This is a genomic window from Sporosarcina oncorhynchi, from assembly GCF_033304615.1.
GTDB lineage: Bacteria > Bacillota > Bacilli > Bacillales_A > Planococcaceae > Sporosarcina > Sporosarcina oncorhynchi.
The window spans coordinates 1,815,901-1,837,477 of record NZ_CP129118.1; the positions used below are offsets into that span (position 1 = coordinate 1,815,901).

General features: G+C 42.1%; 18 protein-coding genes. All 18 read right to left on the reverse strand.

Going from position 1 to position 21,577, the window contains the following annotated elements; genetic code table 11:
• Window positions 1-31: 31 nt before the first annotated feature.
• The 18 genes from miaA to ymfI all read right to left on the reverse strand — a co-directional run bounded on the left by miaA (window position 32) and on the right by ymfI (window position 21,575).
• A complete protein-coding gene (gene miaA, locus QWT69_RS08725) occupies window positions 32-982 on the reverse strand; it encodes a tRNA (adenosine(37)-N6)-dimethylallyltransferase MiaA (protein ID WP_317964824.1) in 951 nt (316 codons plus the stop codon).
• Window positions 979-1,893 carry an alpha/beta fold hydrolase gene (locus QWT69_RS08730; protein WP_317964826.1) on the reverse strand — a complete coding sequence of 305 codons (915 nt, stop codon included), beginning with the start codon at window positions 1,891-1,893 and terminating at the stop codon, window positions 979-981. The genes miaA and QWT69_RS08730 overlap by 4 nt, the downstream gene beginning before the upstream one ends.
• Window positions 1,894-1,895: 2 nt before the next feature.
• Entirely contained in the window at window positions 1,896-3,536 is a 1,641-nt protein-coding gene (locus tag QWT69_RS08735) for a glycerol-3-phosphate dehydrogenase/oxidase (protein ID WP_317964828.1), read from the reverse strand.
• A gap of 22 nt (window positions 3,537-3,558) precedes the next feature.
• A complete protein-coding gene (gene glpK / locus QWT69_RS08740; RefSeq protein ID WP_317964830.1) occupies window positions 3,559-5,049 on the reverse strand; it encodes a glycerol kinase GlpK in 1,491 nt (496 codons plus the stop codon).
• Between the two features lie 42 nt (window positions 5,050-5,091).
• Window positions 5,092-6,957: a DNA mismatch repair endonuclease MutL gene (gene mutL / locus QWT69_RS08745; RefSeq protein WP_317964832.1), complete on the reverse strand. Its 1,866-nt coding sequence runs from the start codon at window positions 6,955-6,957 to the stop codon at window positions 5,092-5,094.
• A gap of 37 nt (window positions 6,958-6,994) precedes the next feature.
• Entirely contained in the window at window positions 6,995-9,556 is a 2,562-nt protein-coding gene (mutS, locus tag QWT69_RS08750) for a DNA mismatch repair protein MutS (protein ID WP_317964834.1), read from the reverse strand.
• A gap of 119 nt (window positions 9,557-9,675) precedes the next feature.
• The gene (gene cotE, locus QWT69_RS08755; protein WP_317970997.1) at window positions 9,676-10,230 is read right to left on the reverse strand and encodes an outer spore coat protein CotE; all 555 of its coding nucleotides are present in this window, start codon (window positions 10,228-10,230) and stop codon (window positions 9,676-9,678) included.
• A gap of 96 nt (window positions 10,231-10,326) precedes the next feature.
• Window positions 10,327-10,761 carry a YlbF/YmcA family competence regulator gene (locus tag QWT69_RS08760; RefSeq protein WP_317964836.1) on the reverse strand — a complete coding sequence of 145 codons (435 nt, stop codon included), beginning with the start codon at window positions 10,759-10,761 and terminating at the stop codon, window positions 10,327-10,329.
• A complete protein-coding gene (gene miaB, locus QWT69_RS08765; RefSeq protein ID WP_317964838.1) occupies window positions 10,761-12,311 on the reverse strand; it encodes a tRNA (N6-isopentenyl adenosine(37)-C2)-methylthiotransferase MiaB in 1,551 nt (516 codons plus the stop codon). The genes QWT69_RS08760 and miaB overlap by 1 nt, the downstream gene beginning before the upstream one ends.
• A gap of 243 nt (window positions 12,312-12,554) precedes the next feature.
• Window positions 12,555-12,824, reverse strand: a complete 270-nt coding sequence (locus QWT69_RS08770; RefSeq protein ID WP_317970999.1) for a stage V sporulation protein S — start codon at window positions 12,822-12,824, stop codon at window positions 12,555-12,557.
• A gap of 88 nt (window positions 12,825-12,912) precedes the next feature.
• Window positions 12,913-13,710, reverse strand: coding sequence for a TIGR00282 family metallophosphoesterase (locus QWT69_RS08775; protein WP_317964840.1), 798 nt, complete (start codon window positions 13,708-13,710; stop codon window positions 12,913-12,915).
• 93 nt (window positions 13,711-13,803) lie between these two features.
• Window positions 13,804-15,369, reverse strand: a complete 1,566-nt coding sequence (gene rny / locus QWT69_RS08780) for a ribonuclease Y (protein WP_317964842.1) — start codon at window positions 15,367-15,369, stop codon at window positions 13,804-13,806.
• 441 nt (window positions 15,370-15,810) lie between these two features.
• Entirely contained in the window at window positions 15,811-16,875 is a 1,065-nt protein-coding gene (recA, locus tag QWT69_RS08785) for a recombinase RecA (protein WP_317964844.1), read from the reverse strand.
• A gap of 151 nt (window positions 16,876-17,026) precedes the next feature.
• Complete coding sequence (locus tag QWT69_RS08790; protein WP_317964846.1) at window positions 17,027-18,289, reverse strand: competence/damage-inducible protein A; 1,263 nt, start codon at window positions 18,287-18,289, stop codon at window positions 17,027-17,029.
• A 12-nt stretch (window positions 18,290-18,301) separates the two neighbouring features.
• Window positions 18,302-18,880: a CDP-diacylglycerol--glycerol-3-phosphate 3-phosphatidyltransferase gene (pgsA, locus tag QWT69_RS08795; RefSeq protein WP_317964848.1), complete on the reverse strand. Its 579-nt coding sequence runs from the start codon at window positions 18,878-18,880 to the stop codon at window positions 18,302-18,304.
• Window positions 18,881-18,963: 83 nt separating this feature from the next.
• The gene (locus QWT69_RS08800; RefSeq protein WP_317964850.1) at window positions 18,964-19,779 is read right to left on the reverse strand and encodes a helix-turn-helix domain-containing protein; all 816 of its coding nucleotides are present in this window, start codon (window positions 19,777-19,779) and stop codon (window positions 18,964-18,966) included.
• A gap of 71 nt (window positions 19,780-19,850) precedes the next feature.
• Window positions 19,851-20,648, reverse strand: a complete 798-nt coding sequence (locus QWT69_RS08805) for a DUF3388 domain-containing protein (RefSeq protein WP_317964852.1) — start codon at window positions 20,646-20,648, stop codon at window positions 19,851-19,853.
• A 198-nt stretch (window positions 20,649-20,846) separates the two neighbouring features.
• A complete protein-coding gene (ymfI, locus tag QWT69_RS08810; protein ID WP_317964854.1) occupies window positions 20,847-21,575 on the reverse strand; it encodes an elongation factor P 5-aminopentanone reductase in 729 nt (242 codons plus the stop codon).
• Window positions 21,576-21,577: the final 2 nt, after the last annotated feature.

Consider the following 21,577-nt stretch of genomic DNA (forward strand, 5'->3'; position numbering starts at 1 on the left):
CTCCAGTAGCTTCTATATTTCTATTGCTTACTTACTTATTCGATTCGATATGAGTGAAATCCTTCATTATTGTCAAAATTCCTTCAACAACTTTTTCTTTCTCTATCATAGCGTCGAACCATGAAATCCCCATTTTGTTTCTAAAATACGTCATTTGACGTTTAGCATAATTTCGAGTATTCTTTTTTATCAATTCGACAGCATCTTCCAATGTGAGTGCATTATTAAAGTAGAGAAAAAGCTCCTTATAACCGATTGCTTGCACCGACTGGACATTTCGAATGCCTTTATCCCAAAGCGCTCGTGCTTCTTCTAGCAATCCAGCGTCCATCATCTTGTCCACACGTTCACTGATTCGTTCATACAGCAGTTCACGTTCCACTTCCAGACCGACTATCAAATGGTTGTACATCGGTTCCTGCCCTTGGTCCTGTTCAAGATTATTTTTTGTTGTGCCCGTCACTTCCATGATTTCTAATGCACGTACCAATCGGCGGTGATTGTTTATATGGATCTTGTCTGCACTTTTCGGATCCAGCGCTTGTAGTCTACTGTAGAGACGTTCTACACCACCATCCACTTGAAGTTCTCGTTCCAGTCGTGCTCTAACAGTTGCATCCGCAGCTTCTTCTGTAAACCTGAAATCAAACAGCACGGACTGAATATATAATCCTGTTCCACCGACAATGATTGGCTGTTTACCTCTCCGTGAAATATCCTCAATTGCTTGTCTTACAACAGATTGATATTCTGCGACAGAAAAAGAATCAGCGGGATCTTTACAATCAAATAAATGATGTGGTATTCCTCGTTTTTCTTCTTCAGTAATCTTAGCAGTTCCTATATCAAGACCCCTGTATACTTGCATCGCATCACCATTGATGATCTCTCCATCAATGGTTTTAGCCAGTTCTATACTTAAGGCTGTTTTACCTGAAGCAGTAGGTCCTACGATGGCAATTACATCTGTCAATGCGCTCATCGTTTGCTGATCCAATTCATGATGGTTTCAAAAACGTCTCTTCGATTCGTTTCCTGTAGCATTTCATGACGGCCACCTTCGTAAATCATGACTGTGACGTCTTTGATGCCATTGCTGACAAATTGATTCGCAACTTGCCAAACCCCTTTACTTTTATTGCCTACAGGATCATCTGAGCCTGATAAAAATAATACTGGAAGGTTTTTAGGAACATAATTCATATTTGATGAATCATGGATATTCTTCAATCCTTCAAAGAGAGCGATGAAAAAGCTAGTCGTGGGAACAAAACCACAATACGGATCTTCTATATAGTTTTTAACAGTTTCTTTATCTGTCGCTAACCAGTCAAACGGTGTTTGTGGATTTAGAATCGATTTATTGAAGCTGCCGAACACCAATTTATTGATGAGATGATCTGGTTCTTCAAATGAAGTCATACGACCCTTCAACGTTGCGATTGCCGCTCCTGCCACACCGCTTGCGCCAGGATTTCCCGCAGTGCCGAGACAGACAAGATCATCTAGTTCGTCCCCAAAGAGTTGGGCGTACCTTCTGGCGATAAATGAACCCATGCTATGACCAATCAATATAAATCGTGGCGCTTTGAAAATCTCTTTGTAAAAATGAATGACCTCTTGAGCATCTTCCACGATTCTGTCAAAACCAATGGAATCTCCAAACGTTCCGAGCTTACCATTCAATTGGGCAGTTTTACCATGCCCCCTATGATCATGTCCCGATACCGAAAAACCTTCCTTTACTAAAAACTCGATAAACTCTTCATACCTATCAATATGCTCGGCCATCCCGTGAAGTAAATGTATATGTCCTTTCGGTTTTCCATTTGGAGCTGCTGAAACGGTATGGATATAAAAATTATCGGACATTTCCAGTTTTTTTTCATCCAAACTTAAGCACCGCCTTTACATTCGGCTTCTTTAATATGTTGTTCCAATTGCTTTAGATGCGCCTCGCTCGTTTCAGCATCATAAGATAATAAGGCAGCCATATAGGATGTTACTTCTTCTTTATAATGTTTAACGAAGCCAATGTTGAAGTATAAATCACCTTTTCTTCTAATAAAGAAATCGGACGGCGTCATCGCCATTTCATGATGAACAGCATATAGAACTTCAGCTTTCCATAAAGTTGGCAATAGAGACTTTTCAGTTGATACGGCATTTACATAGTTTAAAATCGTATCGACATTCGTTCCATATAATGAAGCTAGTTGTCTGCCTTCCTCTTTCGTCAGTCCGTATAAAAGTGATTCATTTGCTTTACTCTCTAAAAATGTCTCAAAATGATCCTCATTGTCGAATTCTCCACCCGATAATGGAAGGAACTCTGTGACACACGGACCGAATGATGTCGTTGGAAACTTTTTGACGACTTGATCAATTACAGTCTCGGCCATTTTACGATATCCGGTCAATTTGCCTCCCGCGATTGTTATTAGACCTGTATCCGCTTGCCAAATTTCATCTTTGCGTGATATTTCAGAAGCGTCTTTTCCTTCCTCGTATATAAGTGGGCGAACACCAGCCCACGTTGATTCAACATCTTTACGTTCAACTTTTATCGTCGGAAACATGTAATGGATGGATTCTAGAAGATAGGTAATATCCTCTTCGTTCGCGATAGGATTGGACGGATCCCCGTCGAAAAATGTATCGGTCGTACCGATATACGCTTTATTGCCTCGTGGAATAGCAAAAATCATTCTATCATCGGCCGTATCGAAATAGACCGCTTGGCGTAGCGGAAACACAGCTTGATCGATTACAATATGAATACCTTTAGTCAGTTTCAAGCGTTTATCGTTTGAAATCTGATCTTTACCTCTCATCTCATCTACCCAAGGACCTGTTGCATTAACAATGACTGAAGCATTCACTTCTAATTGTCCACCGTTAAGCATATCCCGTATGATAGCTCCTCTTACTTTTTTGTCACTATAAATGAATTTTTCCACTTTCATATAATTCATGCAGAGCGCACCTTTTTGGGATGCTTTTTTTAAGACTTCTATCGTCAGTCTGGCATCATCTGTACGGTACTCGACATAATGCCCACCGCCCATTAAACCTTCTTCTTTTAGTAAAGGTTCCATTTCAAGTGTTTCATCTGCAGTTAGCATTTCACGGCGTTCGTCTTTTTTAACGCCCGCCAGTTTGTCATAGACAAACAACCCAGCAGAAGTAGTTAGCTTACCGAATGTTCCTCCTTTGTGAAAAGGTAATAACATTCGTTCTGGTTCCGTTACATGCAAAGCGTTTCGGTAAACGATATCCCGTTCTTTACCTGTTTCAGAAACAATTTTCAGTTCCATCTGTTTTAAATAGCGTAAACCGCCATGTACAAGTTTTGTTGATCTGCTAGATGTACCTGCAGCAAAATCTTGCATATCGACTAATGCAACAGACAATCCTCGAGTAACGGCATCTAATGCAATTCCCGCTCCCGTAATGCCCCCACCAATAACAAGCAGGTCAAATTGGTACTCGCCCATGAACTGTTTCACTTTTGGTCTAGTGATCGATGATAACATGCCATTTCCTCCTTTATTTTCATCATTTAAATAAGCGTGCAGCTGCTACAGCTTTTTTCCACCCATTATATAGGTCGTCACGCTTCTCAATAGCCATTTTTGGAGAATAGGTTTTTTCTTTTGCCCATAACGATTCGACATGCTCACATGATTCGAAAAAGCCTGTCGCTAAGCCTGCTAGGTAAGCAGCACCGAGTGCGGTTGTTTCCAAATAAGCGGATTGTTCTACTTCAATTTGAAGCAGATCACTTTGAAACTGCATCAAAAAGGCATTTGAAACGGCACCACCATCTACTCGCAACAGATCGATGTCCATTTTGGAATCCTTTTCCATAGTTAGCAGGACATCTTTTGTCTGGTACGCCAAAGCTTCAACTGTCGCCCGGATGAAGTGTTCTTTTTCGGTACCTCGTGTGAGACCGAAGACTGCACCTCTCACATCAGAATCCCAATAGGGAGTACCAAGCCCCACAAACGCAGGAACTACATATACACCATCGGTTGAAGCAACTTTCTGTGCATACCGTTCGGAATCCTCGGCTTTCTGGATCATCCGCATTCCGTCTCGCAGCCACTGGATTGCAGAACCTGCGACAAATACGCTTCCTTCAAGCGCATATGTCACCTTTCCATCTAGCCCCCAGGCGATTGTCGTTAGCAATCCATTATCAGACTGAACAGGCTTATCACCTGTATTAAGCAACATGAAACAACCGGTTCCATACGTATTCTTCGCCATGCCTTCATGGAAGCAAGCCTGTCCGAATAGCGCACACTGCTGATCCCCCGCAGCGCCGGCAATAGGAATTTCGGTGCCGAAAAAGACTGATGCATCAGTAGTTGCATAAATTTCCGATGACATTCGGACTTCTGGCAACATTTCCATTGGAATTTCAAGTAGGTCACACAATTCCTCGTCCCATTTTAGCTCATGAATATTGAAAAGCATCGTTCTGGATGCATTAGAATAATCCGTTACATGGACCGCACCGTCAGACAGTTTCCAGATGAGGTATGAATCGATTGTTCCAAATAGCAATTCTCCTTTGGAAGCCCGTTCTCTAGCGCCTTCTACATGATCGAGTATCCATTTCACTTTGGAACCAGAAAAATAAGGGTCCAACTGCAAGCCTGTTTTCTTGCGGATTAATTCTTCTTTTTCATTCTTACGCAAAGCTTCGACGATTTCCTGTGTCTGCCTTGACTGCCAGACAATGGCGTTATAAATTGGCTGTCCTGTATTTTTGTCCCAGACAACGGTTGTCTCCCGTTGATTCGTTATACCGATTGAATCGATTTCTTGTGGTTGAAGACCGCTTTCTGTCAAAACTGATGCAATAACTGATAGAACAGAACCCCAGATTTCGTTCGGATTATGCTCTACCCAACCCGGTTGCGGGAAAAACTGTTTAAACTCCCGCTGTGCGGAATGGACAATCTTTCCTTGTCTATCGAATAGAATTGCGCGAGTGCTTGTAGTTCCCTGATCGATGGCCAGAATGAATTTCCCCATATCTATTACCTCCCTCTACGCATTAATGAATTGTCGATTTGTTTACATCACTCGTTTAAACATTTTTTCGATTTCATAGGTTGAAAAATGGATAAGAACCGGCCTGCCATGCGGACATGTATACGGATTTTCAGCTAATGATAGATCCTCGAGTAATTTCTCCATATCTGAAATTGTCAAATAATGGTTTGCCTTTATTGACCGTTTACAACTCATCATAATCGCTGATTCTTCACGTAGCTTACCGATATCAGTCTTCCTGAATTCTAGTACTTGTTCAATCAACCCTTCGATTAATGATGTTGCTTCCCCAGCAGGAAACCAGGCAGGATATTCTTTCACTGTATAAGAAGAAGGACCGAATTCTTCTAGAAAAACACCGACTTCGTTAAGCGCCTCTACATTTTCCTGTATTTTTACCATGTCATTTCCCGAGTAATGGAAGATTAGCGGCATCAACAGCATTTGTCTTTCGCCCTGATCAACATTACTCAGCTTATCTCTAAAAAACTCATATTTTATCCGTTCTTGTGCTGCATGCTGATCGATCATATAAAAGCCATCCTCGTTTTGCGCAACAATGTAAGTCCCATGCACTTGACCGACTGGCACTAGTGAAGGAAACCGTTTCTCTTTTACTGGCGCATCACTTTCATTAGGCCTATCCACCTCTTCGAAAATCTTTTCCGGACGACGTAATTCATTATTTTCTTGAAACGACGATGGATAGACAATCATTTCTTTTTCAGGAAGAGTGTCGGGTTCTCCTGATGTGGTTTGTTCTGAAATCGGTCGTTCTTGTGGATATTCTTTTCTTTCTTCTACTTCTCTTTCCCTAATCGGATGCACTTCATTCCATATCGTCACTTGTTCAGAAGGCGTCGGTTTAACAGGTTTGTGCTTTATAGCATCCGGGATAATAATGGCGCGCTTAATCGCTTCATGAACAGCTGATCTCAAAAGTGTGAAAAGTTCACTTTCCTTACTCATTCGAATATGCTGTTTTGCCGGATGCACATTGACATCGGTCAAAAACGGATCAGTTTCCACATTTACGATAGAGATAGGATAACGCCCAATCGGTAAGTACGTGTGCAACCCATCTAACACCGCTTGATTTGCAGTATAACTTTTCACCCATCTACCATTCACAACAAGAGTCATATAGTTTTTCGATGCTCGCGTCATCTCCGGTAGTGTGACAAATCCATCTACTTTGAAGTCCGCGTTCTCACCGCTAAAAGGCACCATCTTTTTTGCTACCGCAACACCGTATATATCATTTAGTACCCGTTGCTGATCGCCATTGCCTGATGTCTGCAAAATCGTTTGACCATAGTGGGATAATTTGAAAGCGATAGTTGGATGGGAAAGCGCCAACCTGTTCACCAGATCGATTGTATGACCCAGCTCAGTCTGCATTGACTTCATGTATTTTAGTCGGGCGGGTGTATTATAAAATAATTGGTTGACAGAAATATCAGTCCCTTTTCGAAAAGCAGCATTCGATTCTTTGATAACTGCCCCCCCGTCAATATGCACTTCTGTCCCTTCAGTTTCACCATCTGACGTCCAAAGCCTTACTTTGGAAACGGACGCGATACTTGCAAGCGCTTCTCCCCTAAAACCGAGTGTCCTGATCCGGAACAAGTCATGCTCGTTGGAAATTTTACTAGTGGCATGCCGTTCAAACGCAAGCGTCGCGTCATTTCTTGACATACCTTTCCCATTATCTGTAACTCGAATAGAGGTAAGACCTGCTTCTTCAAGTGCAATTTCAATTATCGTGCTTTCCGCATCAATTGCGTTTTCAACTAGTTCCTTTACAATCGAGGCGGGACGTTCCACAACTTCTCCTGCAGCTATCTTGTTGGATAATGTATCATCCATTACTGAAATGATATCCAAATGGATCCCTCCCCATTGATAAGTGAATTCACTTTCATTATATACTAGTTTTTAACTTTTCTTTCCAATCAAGAATTTTTTGCATTGCTTGCATCGGAGTCATATTCAGCAAGTCTGTCTGCTCGATTTCACTAACAACCTGTACTGAAGTGGCATCGATCGATTGGGAATCTTCCTGTAAATCGAAGAACGACATCTGTTCAGCAGCTGGTTGGTTTGCAGGTGTTTGGTCCACACTCTCAAACGTTTCCAATAGACTCTTCGCACGTACTACTATAGAATCCGGCAATCCGGCAAGTTGTGCAACATGAATTCCGTAACTTTTATCCGCTGCACCTGCCATCACTTTATGCAAAAAGACAACCCTTCCCTCTTGCTCCATTGCGGCTACATGGACATTCATCAACCGGTCAAGGTCTGTATCCAGCTTTGTTAACTCATGATAATGTGTCGAAAATAGTGTATTTGCACCGATTTCATCATGGATGAACTCCATCATCGCCTGTGCAAGAGACATACCATCATATGTGGAGGTTCCTCGCCCAATCTCATCAAATAGCAACAGACTGTTTGCAGTCGCGTTGCCAATTGCATACCTGGATTCCATCATTTCCATCATGAATGTACTTTGCCCTGAAGCGAGATCATCCGCTGCTCCTATTCTAGTAAATATCTGATCTGTCACAGGAAGCTTGGCATATTCACATGGTACATAACAGCCCATTTGCGCCATAATGACGGTCAATGCAACTTGCCGCATGAATGTACTTTTCCCGGACATATTGGGACCAGTAATAAGCAGCATATTCGCATCTTCAGCCAATGTGCAACTGTTTGGTACATAGAGCGAGACATCCATCATTTTTTCAACAACGGGATGGCGTCCGTTTTTTATGTCTAGTGAGCGTCCTTCATGAAATTCAGGTTTGACGAACCTGTATCTTTCGGAAACCGTTGAAAACGCAAGAAGTACATCTAACTCAGATAGGATGCCTGCAAGTTGTTGTACTCTGCTGATATGTTCTTTCATCGTGTCTCGAACAGTACAGAACAATGTGTATTCCAGTTCTGTCCCTTCAGATTCTGCATTTAAAATTAATTCTTCCGTTTCTTTCAATTCAGCAGTAATATAACGCTCGGCATTTGCAAGTGTCTGTTTCCGCTCATAGCGCTGCAAGTCAGCGAGATGGATATTGGACTTGGTAATTTCAATATAGTAGCCAAAAATCCTGTTATATCCGATTTTCAGCGATTTGATGCCTGTCCGTTCGCGTTCCTCCCTCTCCATGCTTGCGAGCCATTCTTTGCCGTTTTTAGATGCGTCCCGGTAGGTATCCAATTGTTCATGATAGCCATCCTTAATCATTCCACCTTCTTTTATGGATAAAGGAGGATTTTCAGCAATGGAGGATTCCAGTATTTTAAGAACTTCTTCACAAGGATCTAATCGCTCGGAAAATTGCTGCAGTCTTTCATGGTCTGAATCCATTAATGACTGCTTTAATAACGGCACTTTTCGTAATGAATTTCTTAATTGGGCAAGGTCCCTGCCAGTTGCATTCCCCATAGATATTCTTCCTGATAACCGCTCAAGGTCATATACCTCTTTTAACATGCCAATTAGTTCATCACGGAGAAAATACGCTTGTATTAAATCCTCTACAAGCGACAACCTATCCTCGATCAAAGTCTTATCCGCCAAAGGCTGATGAATCCAACTCCTTAATTTCCTTGCGCCCATTGCTGTCGCAGTTTCATCCAATAGCCAGTATAAAGTTCCTTCTTTGCTGCCGTTACGAATAGACTGAACAAGTTCTAGATTTCGCATGGAGTTGGCATCTATCGATAATTTCCCAGACTTTTGTATGTATTGGAATGGCCGCAGATGTTCAAGTGAAGATTTCTGCGTGCGCTTCAAGTAAGTGACAAGTGTCTTACAGGCTTCTGATACGTTTTGAGGAATGGAACTGCTTTGTGAATTTTCACCTTCTTCCGCTTCCCCATTTTCCATGGAAAGTACGATATCCCGTTTAGACATGCTATCACTCAACATTATATGCAAACGTTCTCTGACGACTATTTCTTTCATACCAAGTGCTTCGATTTCGCTAATGAGTGTTCTTTCATCTCCTGAGACGATTTCCACCTTGCCTTCACCTGTAGCCAAGTCTACATATGCAAGAGCATATTTGCCCTCTTCCAGTTGATCTGCAGCTCCTATGTAATGATTTGAATTGGCGTCAATCGTTTTACCGTCTACGATTGTCCCGGGCGTGACCACTTTAACGACTTCGCGTCTAACAATCCCTTTTGCTGTCCGTGGATCTTCTGTCTGTTCGCAAATCGCGACTTTATATCCTTTTTTGACGAGCGTCTCGATATAGCCTTCCGCTGAATGGAAAGGGACACCGCACATCGGTATCTTATCTGAACTTCCACCATCTCTGCTCGTCAATGTAATTTCTAAAATATTGGATGCTTCAATTGCATCATTAAAAAACATTTCATAAAAATCGCCCAGTCTGAAGAACAGGAATGCATCTTCATATTCGGCTTTAATCCTGAAATATTGTTGAATCATTGGTGTATAAGTAGTCATTCTTTAACCTCGCTGTATGTTCTTTTTCTTTTAGTATAGCAAAACATCGTCTTTCAAAGAAACAAAGGGGCGTTATTTATCCGATAACGATAAAAAAAAGCCGGACATAGCTGCCGGCTTTAAAACGGATTTGAATCCTTCCCTTTTCGATCATCTAATTTCGGTCCATCTGCTTCGGCCTGATGCGTTGATGATTCATCTTTGAATGACCACTCTTCTTCAAACTGATGAGGGTGTACAGTGATGCACACTTTCGTTTCACCAACAACTTCCGCGACAAGCTCCCTTTCAACTTTGATGACGAATTTCTCTCCGCAATCTGAGATGAGTGCTTCCGTACAATTCGGGTGTTGCACAACACTGACGAGGATTTCTTCTTGACCGGATGTCGGCTCGTCACGGTAACTGAGTCTGATGCGATCCTTATAAGGTACAGATTCAGAGAACACAGACGTCTTGGAATGATCATGATGCGAATACCACACATTCACATCAAACTTTCCTGTCACTTCAATGTAATGGCCTACCTTTTTGGCTTGGTGCGTGTGGTTAATGACCCAACACCCTAAAATACTTGATGGATTATTGGGTGGCTTCAGTGAAATAGTAGATTCCGTCCGTTTTTTACCTTTAGCAATGACTGCCTTTGTTACAATTTGCCGTAAATTCTTCAGTTCATTTCCTCCTTCATTGACTTCTACTTATCCTATGCATCAAGAGCCCAGAAAGTGAAAAAAATCGGCAAGGAATTTCTCCTCACCGATTTTTCATTATGATAATGGTTTATGTTGTGTGCTTTGCACTTTTGAACCTGTTTCTCCTCTAAGTACATCTCCGCCCGTCGATTCAATGATTTCATCTGTTACACTATTGGCGATTGTATTACTGACTAACTGAAGAAGGCCATTGACATCGACTTGTGATTGCTTAAACTCCTGGACGATAGGAACTTCATCAATCTCTTCCTGGATTTTCTCAATCTTTCCTTCAATAATTGAAAGAGCTCTCGCTTTTTCGTACGCTTGGAAGTTTACAGCTTGTGTTTGCAAAGATTTTAGGCTGGAGATTTTTTCACGGACTTTTTGATTTTCGTTGATTTGTGCTTCTGCTCTTTTGAAAAATTCAACTTGTTCCGTGTTTGCAATCATATGCGCAATTTCTTTTGCCTTTTCAATTATTTCTTCTTTTGTATAAATCTTTTCCATTATGACATCACCTTTTCCTCTTCTACGACCTCTATGAATTCGCCATCAAGCGACCATGATTTTGTGTCGATTATTTTCACATTGACAATTTTCCCGATCATTTCCCGTGGTGCTTTGAAATTGACCAATTTACTTTTTTCCGTATAGCCTGCTAAAACTTCAGGGTTTCGCTTACTTTCACCTTCTACAAGCACTTTAACAGTTTTTCCTTTATATGGTTTCATCGCTTCTGCTGACATTTCGTTGACAAGCTTGTTCAATCGTTGGAGCCGCTCTTTTTTCACTTCCATCGGTATGTTGTCGACCATCTTCGCGGCAGGTGTACCTTCCCTTGGCGAATAAATATACGTATAGGCCATTTCAAATCCAACTTCTTTATATAAAGAGAGTGTTTCCTCAAATTGCTCATCCGTTTCATTAGGGAATCCAACGATAATATCCGTCGTCAATGTAACGGTTGGTATGGCGGTTTTAATCTTATTAACTAGTTCAAGGAAATGTTCCCTCGAATACTTACGAGCCATGATTTTCAGAATTTCCGAAGATCCCGACTGAACTGGCAAGTGGATATGATCCAACAGATTGCCGCCCTTTGCAAGTACTTCAATAAGGTGATCGTCAAAATCCCTTGGATGACTTGTTGTAAAGCGAATCCTAGGAATATCTATTGTCCGTAAATCATCCATTAAGTCTCCTAGACGGTAGTCAAGATCTTCGAAGTCTTTTCCGTAAGCATTGACGTTTTGACCGAGCAACATTATTTCCTTATAGCCACTTGCCGCAAGATGCCGAACTTCTTGAATGATGTCTTCAGGACGTCTGCTGCGCTCTTTTCCCCTTGTATATGGCACTATGCAATACGTACAGAACTTATCACAGCCATACATAATGTTCACCCAAGCTTTGATGTTGCCGTGTCTGACTTTTGGAAGGTTTTCAATGATATCGCCTTCTTTTGACCAGACTTCGATCACCATCTCTTTGGACATATATGCCTCATGTAAAATGTTCGGAAGTCTGTGGATGTTGTGCGTACCAAAAATCATATCTACCTGGTCATACGTTTTCAATATTTTGTTGACGACTGATTCTTCCTGGGACATACAGCCGCACACACCGATAAGTAGATCCGGATTTTCAAGTTTCAATGGCTTCAAATGTCCGAGTTCACCAAAAACTCTGTTCTCGGCGTTTTCACGGATTGCACATGTATTCATCAAAATTACATTTGCTTCTTTGACGTTGTCCGTCGATTCATATCCTAAACTGGTTAAAATTCCAGCAATCACTTCGGTGTCATGTTCATTCATTTGACAGCCATATGTACGGATATGAAACTTACGATTAGTACCCATGCCAAGAAAGCGGTCTTCAATCTGGTAATCGTTATGATACTCAATCTTTTCTTTACCACGTCTCTTTGCTTCTTTCAAAGAAGGTGGCGTGTAGACAGTTTCAAAGTATTTACTGTAATCTTTTTCGACAGACGGATGCAGTTTTTCTGTACTTGATTTTATGACTCCTGCTTGCAGGCGCTGTTCTTCATTCATATAAGACTTCCCCTTTCTCGTAACCGGGTGTGAATAGAACATACTCGCAATTCATTATACATGAAGTTGTTGACAGTTTGAAGTGCCGGCTTCTTTACGTATACCTGTGTAAACTGAATGTGACAAATAGGTGGACTCGAGACTTTTCGAGGATTAGTAAAAGACCACGGAATTTTTCTCCGTGGTCTCATCTGTCTGTATCCTTATTGCACAAGACGACTAGAAAACGTCATCCGGATGTATTTATCTGTTTGGCCGTTTTTCCACCAATAGCTTCAAAGCTGTTCTTCCTTCACCATTAATTTCAATATCAGTGAATGCCGGCGCACAAACTAGATCGTTTCCACTTGGCGCCACGAAACCGCGTGCTATCGCCACGGCTTTGATCGCTTGATTGAGCGCTCCTGCACCGACTGCCTGCATTTCGGCATACCCTTGATCTCTGATGACCGCTACGAGTGCTCCTGCGACGGAATTCGGATTAGAGCGGGATGATACTTTCAATGGACTCACCATGTTTCCTCCTTGTTTTCACGATGTCTATGGAATTTGTTTATCCATACGTCATCTTATGAATGAAAGAGGCTGATTAGACTCAACTTCAGGATTGGAATGGATGATCTTCATTGATAAGGATTCTTTCAATTGACATTGCTTTTCCAGTTTGATCATTCAGTTCCACAAATAGGCCGCTCAATTGACCCCTACCTTGTTTAGGCACTTCAAATCGGACTGGCAAGTTCGTCTGGAAACGATAGAGTACGTCTTCCTTTTTCATACCTAGTATTTCATCATAAGGTCCTGTCATACCTGCATCAGTCAAGTAAGCAGTGCCTCCTGGTAAGATGCGGTCATCAGCTGTCTGAACATGTGTATGGGTTCCGACAACGACAGATGCTTTCCCATTGAGATGCCAACCCATTGCAATTTTCTCACTCGTCGCTTCCGCGTGGAAATCGACAAAGATGAGGGGCGAAAGCTCTTTCGCTTCTGCGACCAATTCATCTGCTTTCTTGAAGGGATCGTCATGTGGCGGTAGGAACGTTCTGCCATGCAGGTTGATGACTGATAACGTGACTCCATTTTTTGAAATCGTTGTCATACCTCTTCCGGGTGCTTCATCAGAAAAGTTGGCGGGTCTAATCAGGTAATCGGTATCGTCTATGAAATCATAGATTTCTTTTTGATCCCACGTGTGGTTGCCCATTGTGACAATATCCACGCCAGAACGCAATAGGTCATCAAAAATTACTTTTGTAATACCTCTTCCAGCTGCTGCATTTTCACCATTTGCGATAATGACATCTGCTTCATATTTTCTCTTTAACCGTGAAATATGATCAAAGACCATATCCCTTCCGATTGATCCAACGATATCGCCGATAAATAAAATTTTCATTGTTGTTACCTCTTTCTATTTAGCACTGAATCAAACTTATCATAGTTGAAATGAAAAGACTCCTGCACCATACTCGGACAGGAGTCTCTATCATCATTTTGCGTATTCGACTGCACGAGTCTCTCTTATTACGGTCACTTTGATGTGACCCGGGTAATCGAGTTCCTCTTCGATTCGTTTACGGATGTCCCTGGCCAAACGATGCGCTGTTATATCATCAATTTGGTCTGGTCGGACAATGATCCGTACTTCGCGACCTGCTTGAATGGCGAATGATTTCTCAACACCATCATAGGATTCTGAGATTTCTTCCAACTTCTGCAGTCTACGGATGTAGTTTTCAAGCGTTTCGCTTCGGGCACCCGGTCGTGCTGCAGAAAGCGCATCGGCTGCTGCTACAAGAACAGCTATAACAGATGTAGCTTCTTCGTCACCATGATGGGAAGCGATACTGTTGATGACGACAGGGTGTTCTTTGTACTTCGTAGCCAACTCGACTCCGATTTGCACGTGACTTCCTTCGACTTCGTGGTCAATAGCTTTACCGATATCGTGCAATAATCCAGCACGTCTAGCCAGCGTCACATCTTCTCCCAATTCTGCAGCTAGAAGACCTGCTAAATAAGCGACTTCAACAGAGTGTTTAAGGACGTTTTGACCATAGCTTGTACGGAAATGCAATCTACCCAGGATTTTGATCAGATCAGGATGCAGATTATGAACACCTACATCAAATGTAGTCTGTTCTCCTTTTTCGCGAATAAGCTCATCCACTTCACGTCTGGACTTATCGACCATTTCTTCAATCCTCGCCGGGTGAATTCTGCCATCTTGCACGAGTTTCTCAAGAGCAAGACGCGCTGTTTCTCTTCGGACCGGATCGAAACCAGATAGGATAACAGCTTCAGGTGTATCGTCGATAATTAGATCGATTCCCGTAAGTGTCTCCAATGTTCTGATGTTTCGTCCTTCTCTTCCGATGATCCGACCTTTCATCTCATCGTTTGGTAAGTTAACGACAGAAACAGTTGTTTCCGCAACATGATCTGCTGCAAAACGTTGCAATGCAAGTGAAAGGATTTCCCGTGCTTTCTTTTCGGATTCCTCTTTCGCACGCTGTTCCGATTCTTTCGTCATGACCGCGATATCAGTGGAAAGCTCATTTTCAACTTCGTCCAGGATGACACGTTTAGCTTCGTCCCTTGTAAGTGCTGAAATTCTTTCCAGTTCGGTCTGTTGCACAGCAACTAGATCTTCCGCCTTGCGTTCCATCTGTTCAATATGCTGTTGTTTACTGGCAATCGCATCATCTTTGCGCTCCAGTCCCGCTTCTCGTTTATTGAGAGCATCATCCTTGCGGTCAAGATTTTCTTCCCGTTGTAAAAGACGGTTTTCCTGTTTTTGCAGTTCCGCCCTTCTCTCACGGACTTCCGATTCCGCTTCAATTCTCAGTTTGTGATTTTCATCCTTCGCTTCTAGCAGTGCTTCTTTTTTCATAGCTTCTGCTTCACGTTTCGCTTCTTCAACGATTTGTTCTGCAGAGCTTTTAGCACCCGTCACTTTTGAATCATTCACTTTTTTGATAACTAAATAGATAACAACTGCACCGACGAACAGACCGATCAAAGCGGAGATGATGATTGTGATTACTGGTTGCATCCAGGTCACCTCCTCCAGCTATTATTTTCGTTTTCAGTCGGCCCGTATATCAACCTTCAACATACTGCCATAGTGATTTCATTGGTGTGAAATTATACAATTCTAATTGTATCTATGATAATTTGCCATGTCAAGGATTCATAAGTGTTCAAGCGGGATTATAGTCATTTAGATGGACAAGTCTGAGTATTCTAATTCCCATTCGATCTTTATAACGATTTACTACTCAATGAGGTTATATCTTTATATATGAACGAAGAAAAGAATCTTTATAACGAATATCTTTAAGACCATCGATTGGTACCGTTGACCGTTTACTTTTTTAAACGACACCAAGATTAATGTTTAATTAGAAGAGTGGATAGATAAGAAGTGAATATTCCATGATCTATTAACCAAACAAAAAATCCGGCTGCCATTGATGGGCACCCGGATTTTCGATTATTTCTTTTCGTCTTCTGCGAACAGTTCGAGTTCTTCTTCGTCCTCTTCTTTATGGGCTGCGATCACATAGTTGGCGCTCGCCATTCCATATGAGTCTCTGATTTTGTTGGCAATTTCAGCACGGATATCAGTATTTTCCTTTAGGAACTGCTTAGCATTTTCACGGCCTTGCCCCATACGTTCACCTTCGTACGAGTACCATGCTCCGCTCTTTTGAACAATTTCAAGTTCCGCTCCAAGGTCGACGATTTCGCCTTCCCTTGAGATCCCTTCACCATACATGATATCCACTTCAGCTGTACGGAATGGAGGTGCCACTTTGTTTTTCACGACACGAATTCTTGTTTTGTTACCCATGATGTCATTTCCCTGTTTAATCGCTTCACCGCGACGGACTTCGAGACGCACGGAAGAATAGAACTTCAATGCACGTCCACCAGGTGTTACTTCAGGGTTACCAAACATGACTCCGACTTTTTCACGGATTTGGTTGATGAAGACAGCAATGGTTTTCGATTTGTTAATGGCTCCGGATAGTTTACGAAGCGCCTGAGACATTAGTCGTGCCTGCAAGCCGACGTGTGAGTCGCCCATTTCGCCTTCAATTTCAGCTTTAGGTACTAATGCTGCAACTGAGTCAATAACGACGATATCTACTGCGCCACTTCTGACAAGCGCTTCTGCGATTTCAAGTGCCTGCTCTCCTGTATCCGGTTGGGAGAGGAGTAATTCATCGATATCTACTCCAAGCTTCTGAGCATAGATTGGATCCAATGCGTGCTCTGCGTCGATGAATGCTGCTTGTCCTCCTGCTGCCTGAACTTCGGCGATTGCATGAAGCGCGACCGTCGTCTTACCCGAACTTTCAGGGCCATAGATTTCAATGACACGTCCTCTTGGATATCCGCCCACTCCAAGTGCAGCATCAAGTGCAAGTGATCCTGTGGATGAAGTAGCTATTTGAAGATCGGTCTTTTCCCCCAATTTCATAACGGAGCCTTTACCGAATTGTTTTTCTATTTGTTTCAAAGCTTGGTCTAAAGCTGCTTTACGATCGCTCAAAAACGATTCCTCCCTTAAAAGGTGTTTTTCTTATCTTCCTGTTTCTAGTATACTCGTTCTACGAGAAAAACTCAAACAAAAATCGAACGCTTATTCGATTATTTTTATCAAAATTCATTTTTAATTGAGAATGGGTATATAAATTAGCTTTTTAATTGAGAATCGGAGGCAAATCTGCATTTTGTAATTCTAAAATCAAGTAATAGAGTGCAAAATTCGCAGCGCGTTTGCGGTTGGCATTTCTTGACCCTGATAATTGTAATTTAAATGTTTTTATTGGTGCATTTCCAATAGAGATTCCGACCCAGACAGTACCCATCGGTTCACCGTCATGTGGATCCGGTCCAGCGGCACCGGTTAACCCAATCCCTATGTCAGATGCGAATTTCCTCTTAACTTGAGACGCAAGTGCTGAGGCGCATTCTCCACTGACAACTCCAAATTCTTCGAGCAACTCCATTGGAATGTTTAACTGCTCTACTTTTGTCTTTTCATTGTAGACGACGATTCCACCAATCAGGGAGGAACTAATGCCCGGTTCGTTTGCAAGTTCCGACATGAAGAGACCAGCAGTCAGACTTTCTGCAGCGGCAATCGTAAGTCTTCGCTCTCGCAACAGTTCAGCTGCCTTTGATGATAAAGTATCTTCGTCAAGTCCATAAATGAACTCGCCAACGAGATTACGAATCTGCTTCTCTACCGGACCAATAAGCTGTTCTGCTTGCTCAATCGATTCCGCCTTCGCAGTTAGACGAAGTGTTACCGCTTCAGATGTAGCTAAAGGGGCTACCGTAGGATTTGTCTGTTCAGCCAGTATAGTTTGTATCCTGAACTCAAGTTCGGCTTCACCGATTCCATAAAATTTCAGAACACGGGATACGATCACTTCACGCTTGCCTAGTTTGTCTAAAAGATAAGGAATTGCTTCATCTTCAAACATCGGCTGCATCTCATGCGGTGGACCCGGCAACAAGATGTAATGAGATCCATCCTGTTCAACTGCCATTCCCGGAGCCATTCCATTACGATTTACAAGGACACTTGAACCAAGAAGAACAAGCGCCTGTTTTCGATTGTTTTCCGTCATTGTCCTTCCTGTCCGTTGAAAATACTTTTCAATGGAATCTAATGCGTCTGCATTACTTTCGAGTTCGGTATGCAAAATGTTTGCTATCGTTTCTTTTGTTAAGTCGTCTTTCGTCGGTCCGAGACCACCCGTGAAAATGATCAGATCTACTCTGTTTTGGGCGACTTCAATCGTTTTTCTTAAACGAAGTGGATTGTCACCGACCACAGTCTGATAAAGAACATCTATACCCACTTCTGCAAGTCGGGCAGATATGAATTTTGCGTTTGTATTCGTAATTTGACCTAATAGTAGTTCTGATCCGACAGCAATAATTTCCGCCTTCATTAAGACATCTCCTTACATGGAGTCAAGCAGGACTCTTCTGTTCTTATAGAAGTAATCCGCACCAGACCAGATTGTGAAAATCAATGCAATATAAAGCATGATTGTTCCAAAAGGGAAGTTAATCGCTTCAAAAAAGACATTGTTCAGTAATAAAAAAGATATTGCGACTAGTTGAGTAGCTGTTTTGATTTTCCCAAGTTGATTAGCAGCGACGACTTCGCCTCCGCCTGCAAGAATCAAACGAAGTCCTGTCACCGCAAATTCTCTGCTGATGATGATAATGACAATCCACGAAGCAGCACTTCCAAGCTCCACGAGTATGACCAAGGCAGCCGATACAAGCAATTTATCCGCAAGAGGATCGAGAAACTTCCCCATATTTGTTACAAGACCATGTTTTCTAGCAAGGTGACCATCAAACCAGTCGGTCGCCGCAGCGATGATGAATAAAGCTGCCCCTATGATATGTTCAATAGAAAGAATTGTTCCTCCAATTTCAAAGTTGCCGAATCCAAAATCGACAATCATAAAAAGCATGAATATTGGAATGAGAATTATACGGGATACCGTTATTTTATTCGGTAAATTCAATGGGTTCACCTTTCCTCTACTGTGTACTTATGTAGCTAATTATGTAACAGAATGAAAATAGTCATCCTAAGAGATGACTATTTTCATTTCTCGTATTCAATAATGATGTTCTGTGTAGTTCTGTCAGATGAATATTCAAGCTTTTCATCATTCACATAGATTTCAGTATTATGTGTTCTGCCCACTCGGATTCGGACAAATTGAGCATCAGTGACGTCCATTTCCATCGAATCCCCTGCGTTGTAGACTGTAGCTTTTTCAGTCCGTTCTTTTCTATTTTCATCCGTCACTGCAATCCACGTTTCACCTGCAATAACAATCTTCAGTTTAAACTCCTCTGCATCTGTCAAAGTATAAGTGGAATCCTCACCGCTCGAATTTTCAAAAGTCAGCACTTGTTCTTTCACTTCTTCAACAGGCTCAGGATCCGGTTCAGGTTCTTCTTCACCGATTTCTGTATCGTCCTCTGTCCCGTCGGGTGTTCCTTTTGGTGGTTGATTGTTATCCATAGTTAAAGGTTGTTCCGGTTCGAGATCGGTCAAGTTCTTATTGGAAGAGCCTGATTGTTGCCAAAGTACCCATGCTACAACAATGATGACGATGATAAATAATGCCACTATTATTTTAGGAATCGCTTCATTCAAACTGCTGTTGTTTTTCAGACCGCTTCTCCTATTCATTGGCGGAACAATCTGAGCCGATTCGTCTTCAAGCGAGCTGTCTTTTGCAGATTCTTTGTACAATGAAAGCATTTCATCCGCATCTAAGCCAACAGCTTCAGAATATTGTTTAATAAACGCACGCACATAAAAAGAGCCAGGCATCATACTGTAATCTTCATTTTCAATACCGGAAAGGTATCGTTTCTGAATTTTAGTTATGGATTGTAAATCATCCAATGAATACCCCTTACTTGTTCTCGCCTCTTTAAGACGATCACCTAATCCGGTCAATTGTATCACCTACCTCATTAAAAGTTGAACATACCAAACCCACCCATTGTTCCAGAGTTTGGGTCCATTAAGTTTCTCTCCATCATCTCATATGTAATCTCTTCATCAGGATCTGTACGCAATTCGATGATGTAATCAAAATCTTCGACATCATATTCAGAGTGTTGTACAAACATATCGGGATGCTCGACTACTTTAATCGTTGGCATATTCATCATTTCGCGAACGAGTTGCATATGCCGTTCGTCACCCGATTTCCGCGTGACAATACCATCCAGGATAAAAATATTATCGTTGGAGAATTCATCCCCTGCAAGATTGCTTCTAACTGTCTGTTTAATCATCGTCGAAGATAAGAATATCCATTTTTTGTTCGCACAAACACTTGCCGCCACGACAGATTCGGTTTTCCCGACACGCGGCATACCACGGATTCCGATTAATTTATGGCCATCCTGCTTGAAAAGCTCCGCCATGAAATCTACAAGTACCCCAAGCTCACTGCGGACAAACCGGAATGTCTTTCGATCATCTAGATCGCGTTGAATATAGCGCCCATGACGGACAGCCAGAATATCTCGTAATTTGGGTTCTCGTATCTTTTTCACCTGTATCGTTTCCATTGTGGAAGCGATCAATTCAAAACGTTTGATTTGATCATCGTTTTCCGTACGCACAAGCATACCCCTATGACCGCCATCAACACCGTTGATTGTTGTAATATTGACCCGTAACATTCCAAGTAGTGAAGCAATGTCCCCGAGCAGCCCTGGCCTATTTACTTGAACTTCGTATTCGACATACCATTCACCCATTCAACAATCCCTCCATCTTTTGTCCAGTAGTCAGCAAGAATAGGTTCTTTTCGATTGAAAAATCCATTTCAATTATATATTTACAACTATTCATAAATACAGGACGCAGAAGATGCAACTTAGTTCCATAATAGCGGATTCTTGAGCCTATGAAAAGGAAAAAGAAAAAGGGGGAAAACATCCTCCTTTTTTCTTGTTTTATATATGCCAACCTCCGTTAAGCTTCAATATTTCGCCAGTCATATAATCGGCTTTTCCACTCAATAGAAAACCGACAAGTTCTGCTACATCCGTCGGGGTTCCTGTTGAACGCAGTGGGATTTGCTCGACGACCATCTGCTTATCTTCTAAAGTCAATTCATCATTCATGACCGTTTCAATCCAGCCTGGAGTAATCGCATTCACCCTTGTACCTGTATAGGCTGCTTCTTTGGCATATGCTTTAACAAAAGCCTGTTGAGCACCTTTGATCGCCGAATACATTACTTCCCCAGCAGCACCGGTTTCACCCCATATCGAGCTTATGAACACTATATATGAAACGGAAAAGCTCCTTAAACTGGGTGAAACAAGACTGATGAATGACGCGGGATTTTGCAAATGCACACGCCATAAAGCGTCCATATCTTCTATGGATGTATCACTTAGCAGTTTCAACATCGATTGGCCGCTTGCCACTATAACAGCCTGAATGTGGCCGGTAAGACTTGCAAGTGTATGTCCGCCATCCGGTTTGCTGAAATCCGATTGGACGGTTTGAAAGTCCTGTTTTGGAAATTCAGCTAACAGTTCATCGAGAAGTTGCGTCGCTTGATATGCATTCTCATTATAATGTAAATATAAAGACCAGCCATCTGCAGCGAGTTTTCTGCAAATGGCTTGCCCAATTCCACCTGATGCCCCTAAAACGATTGCACGAGATTTCATGG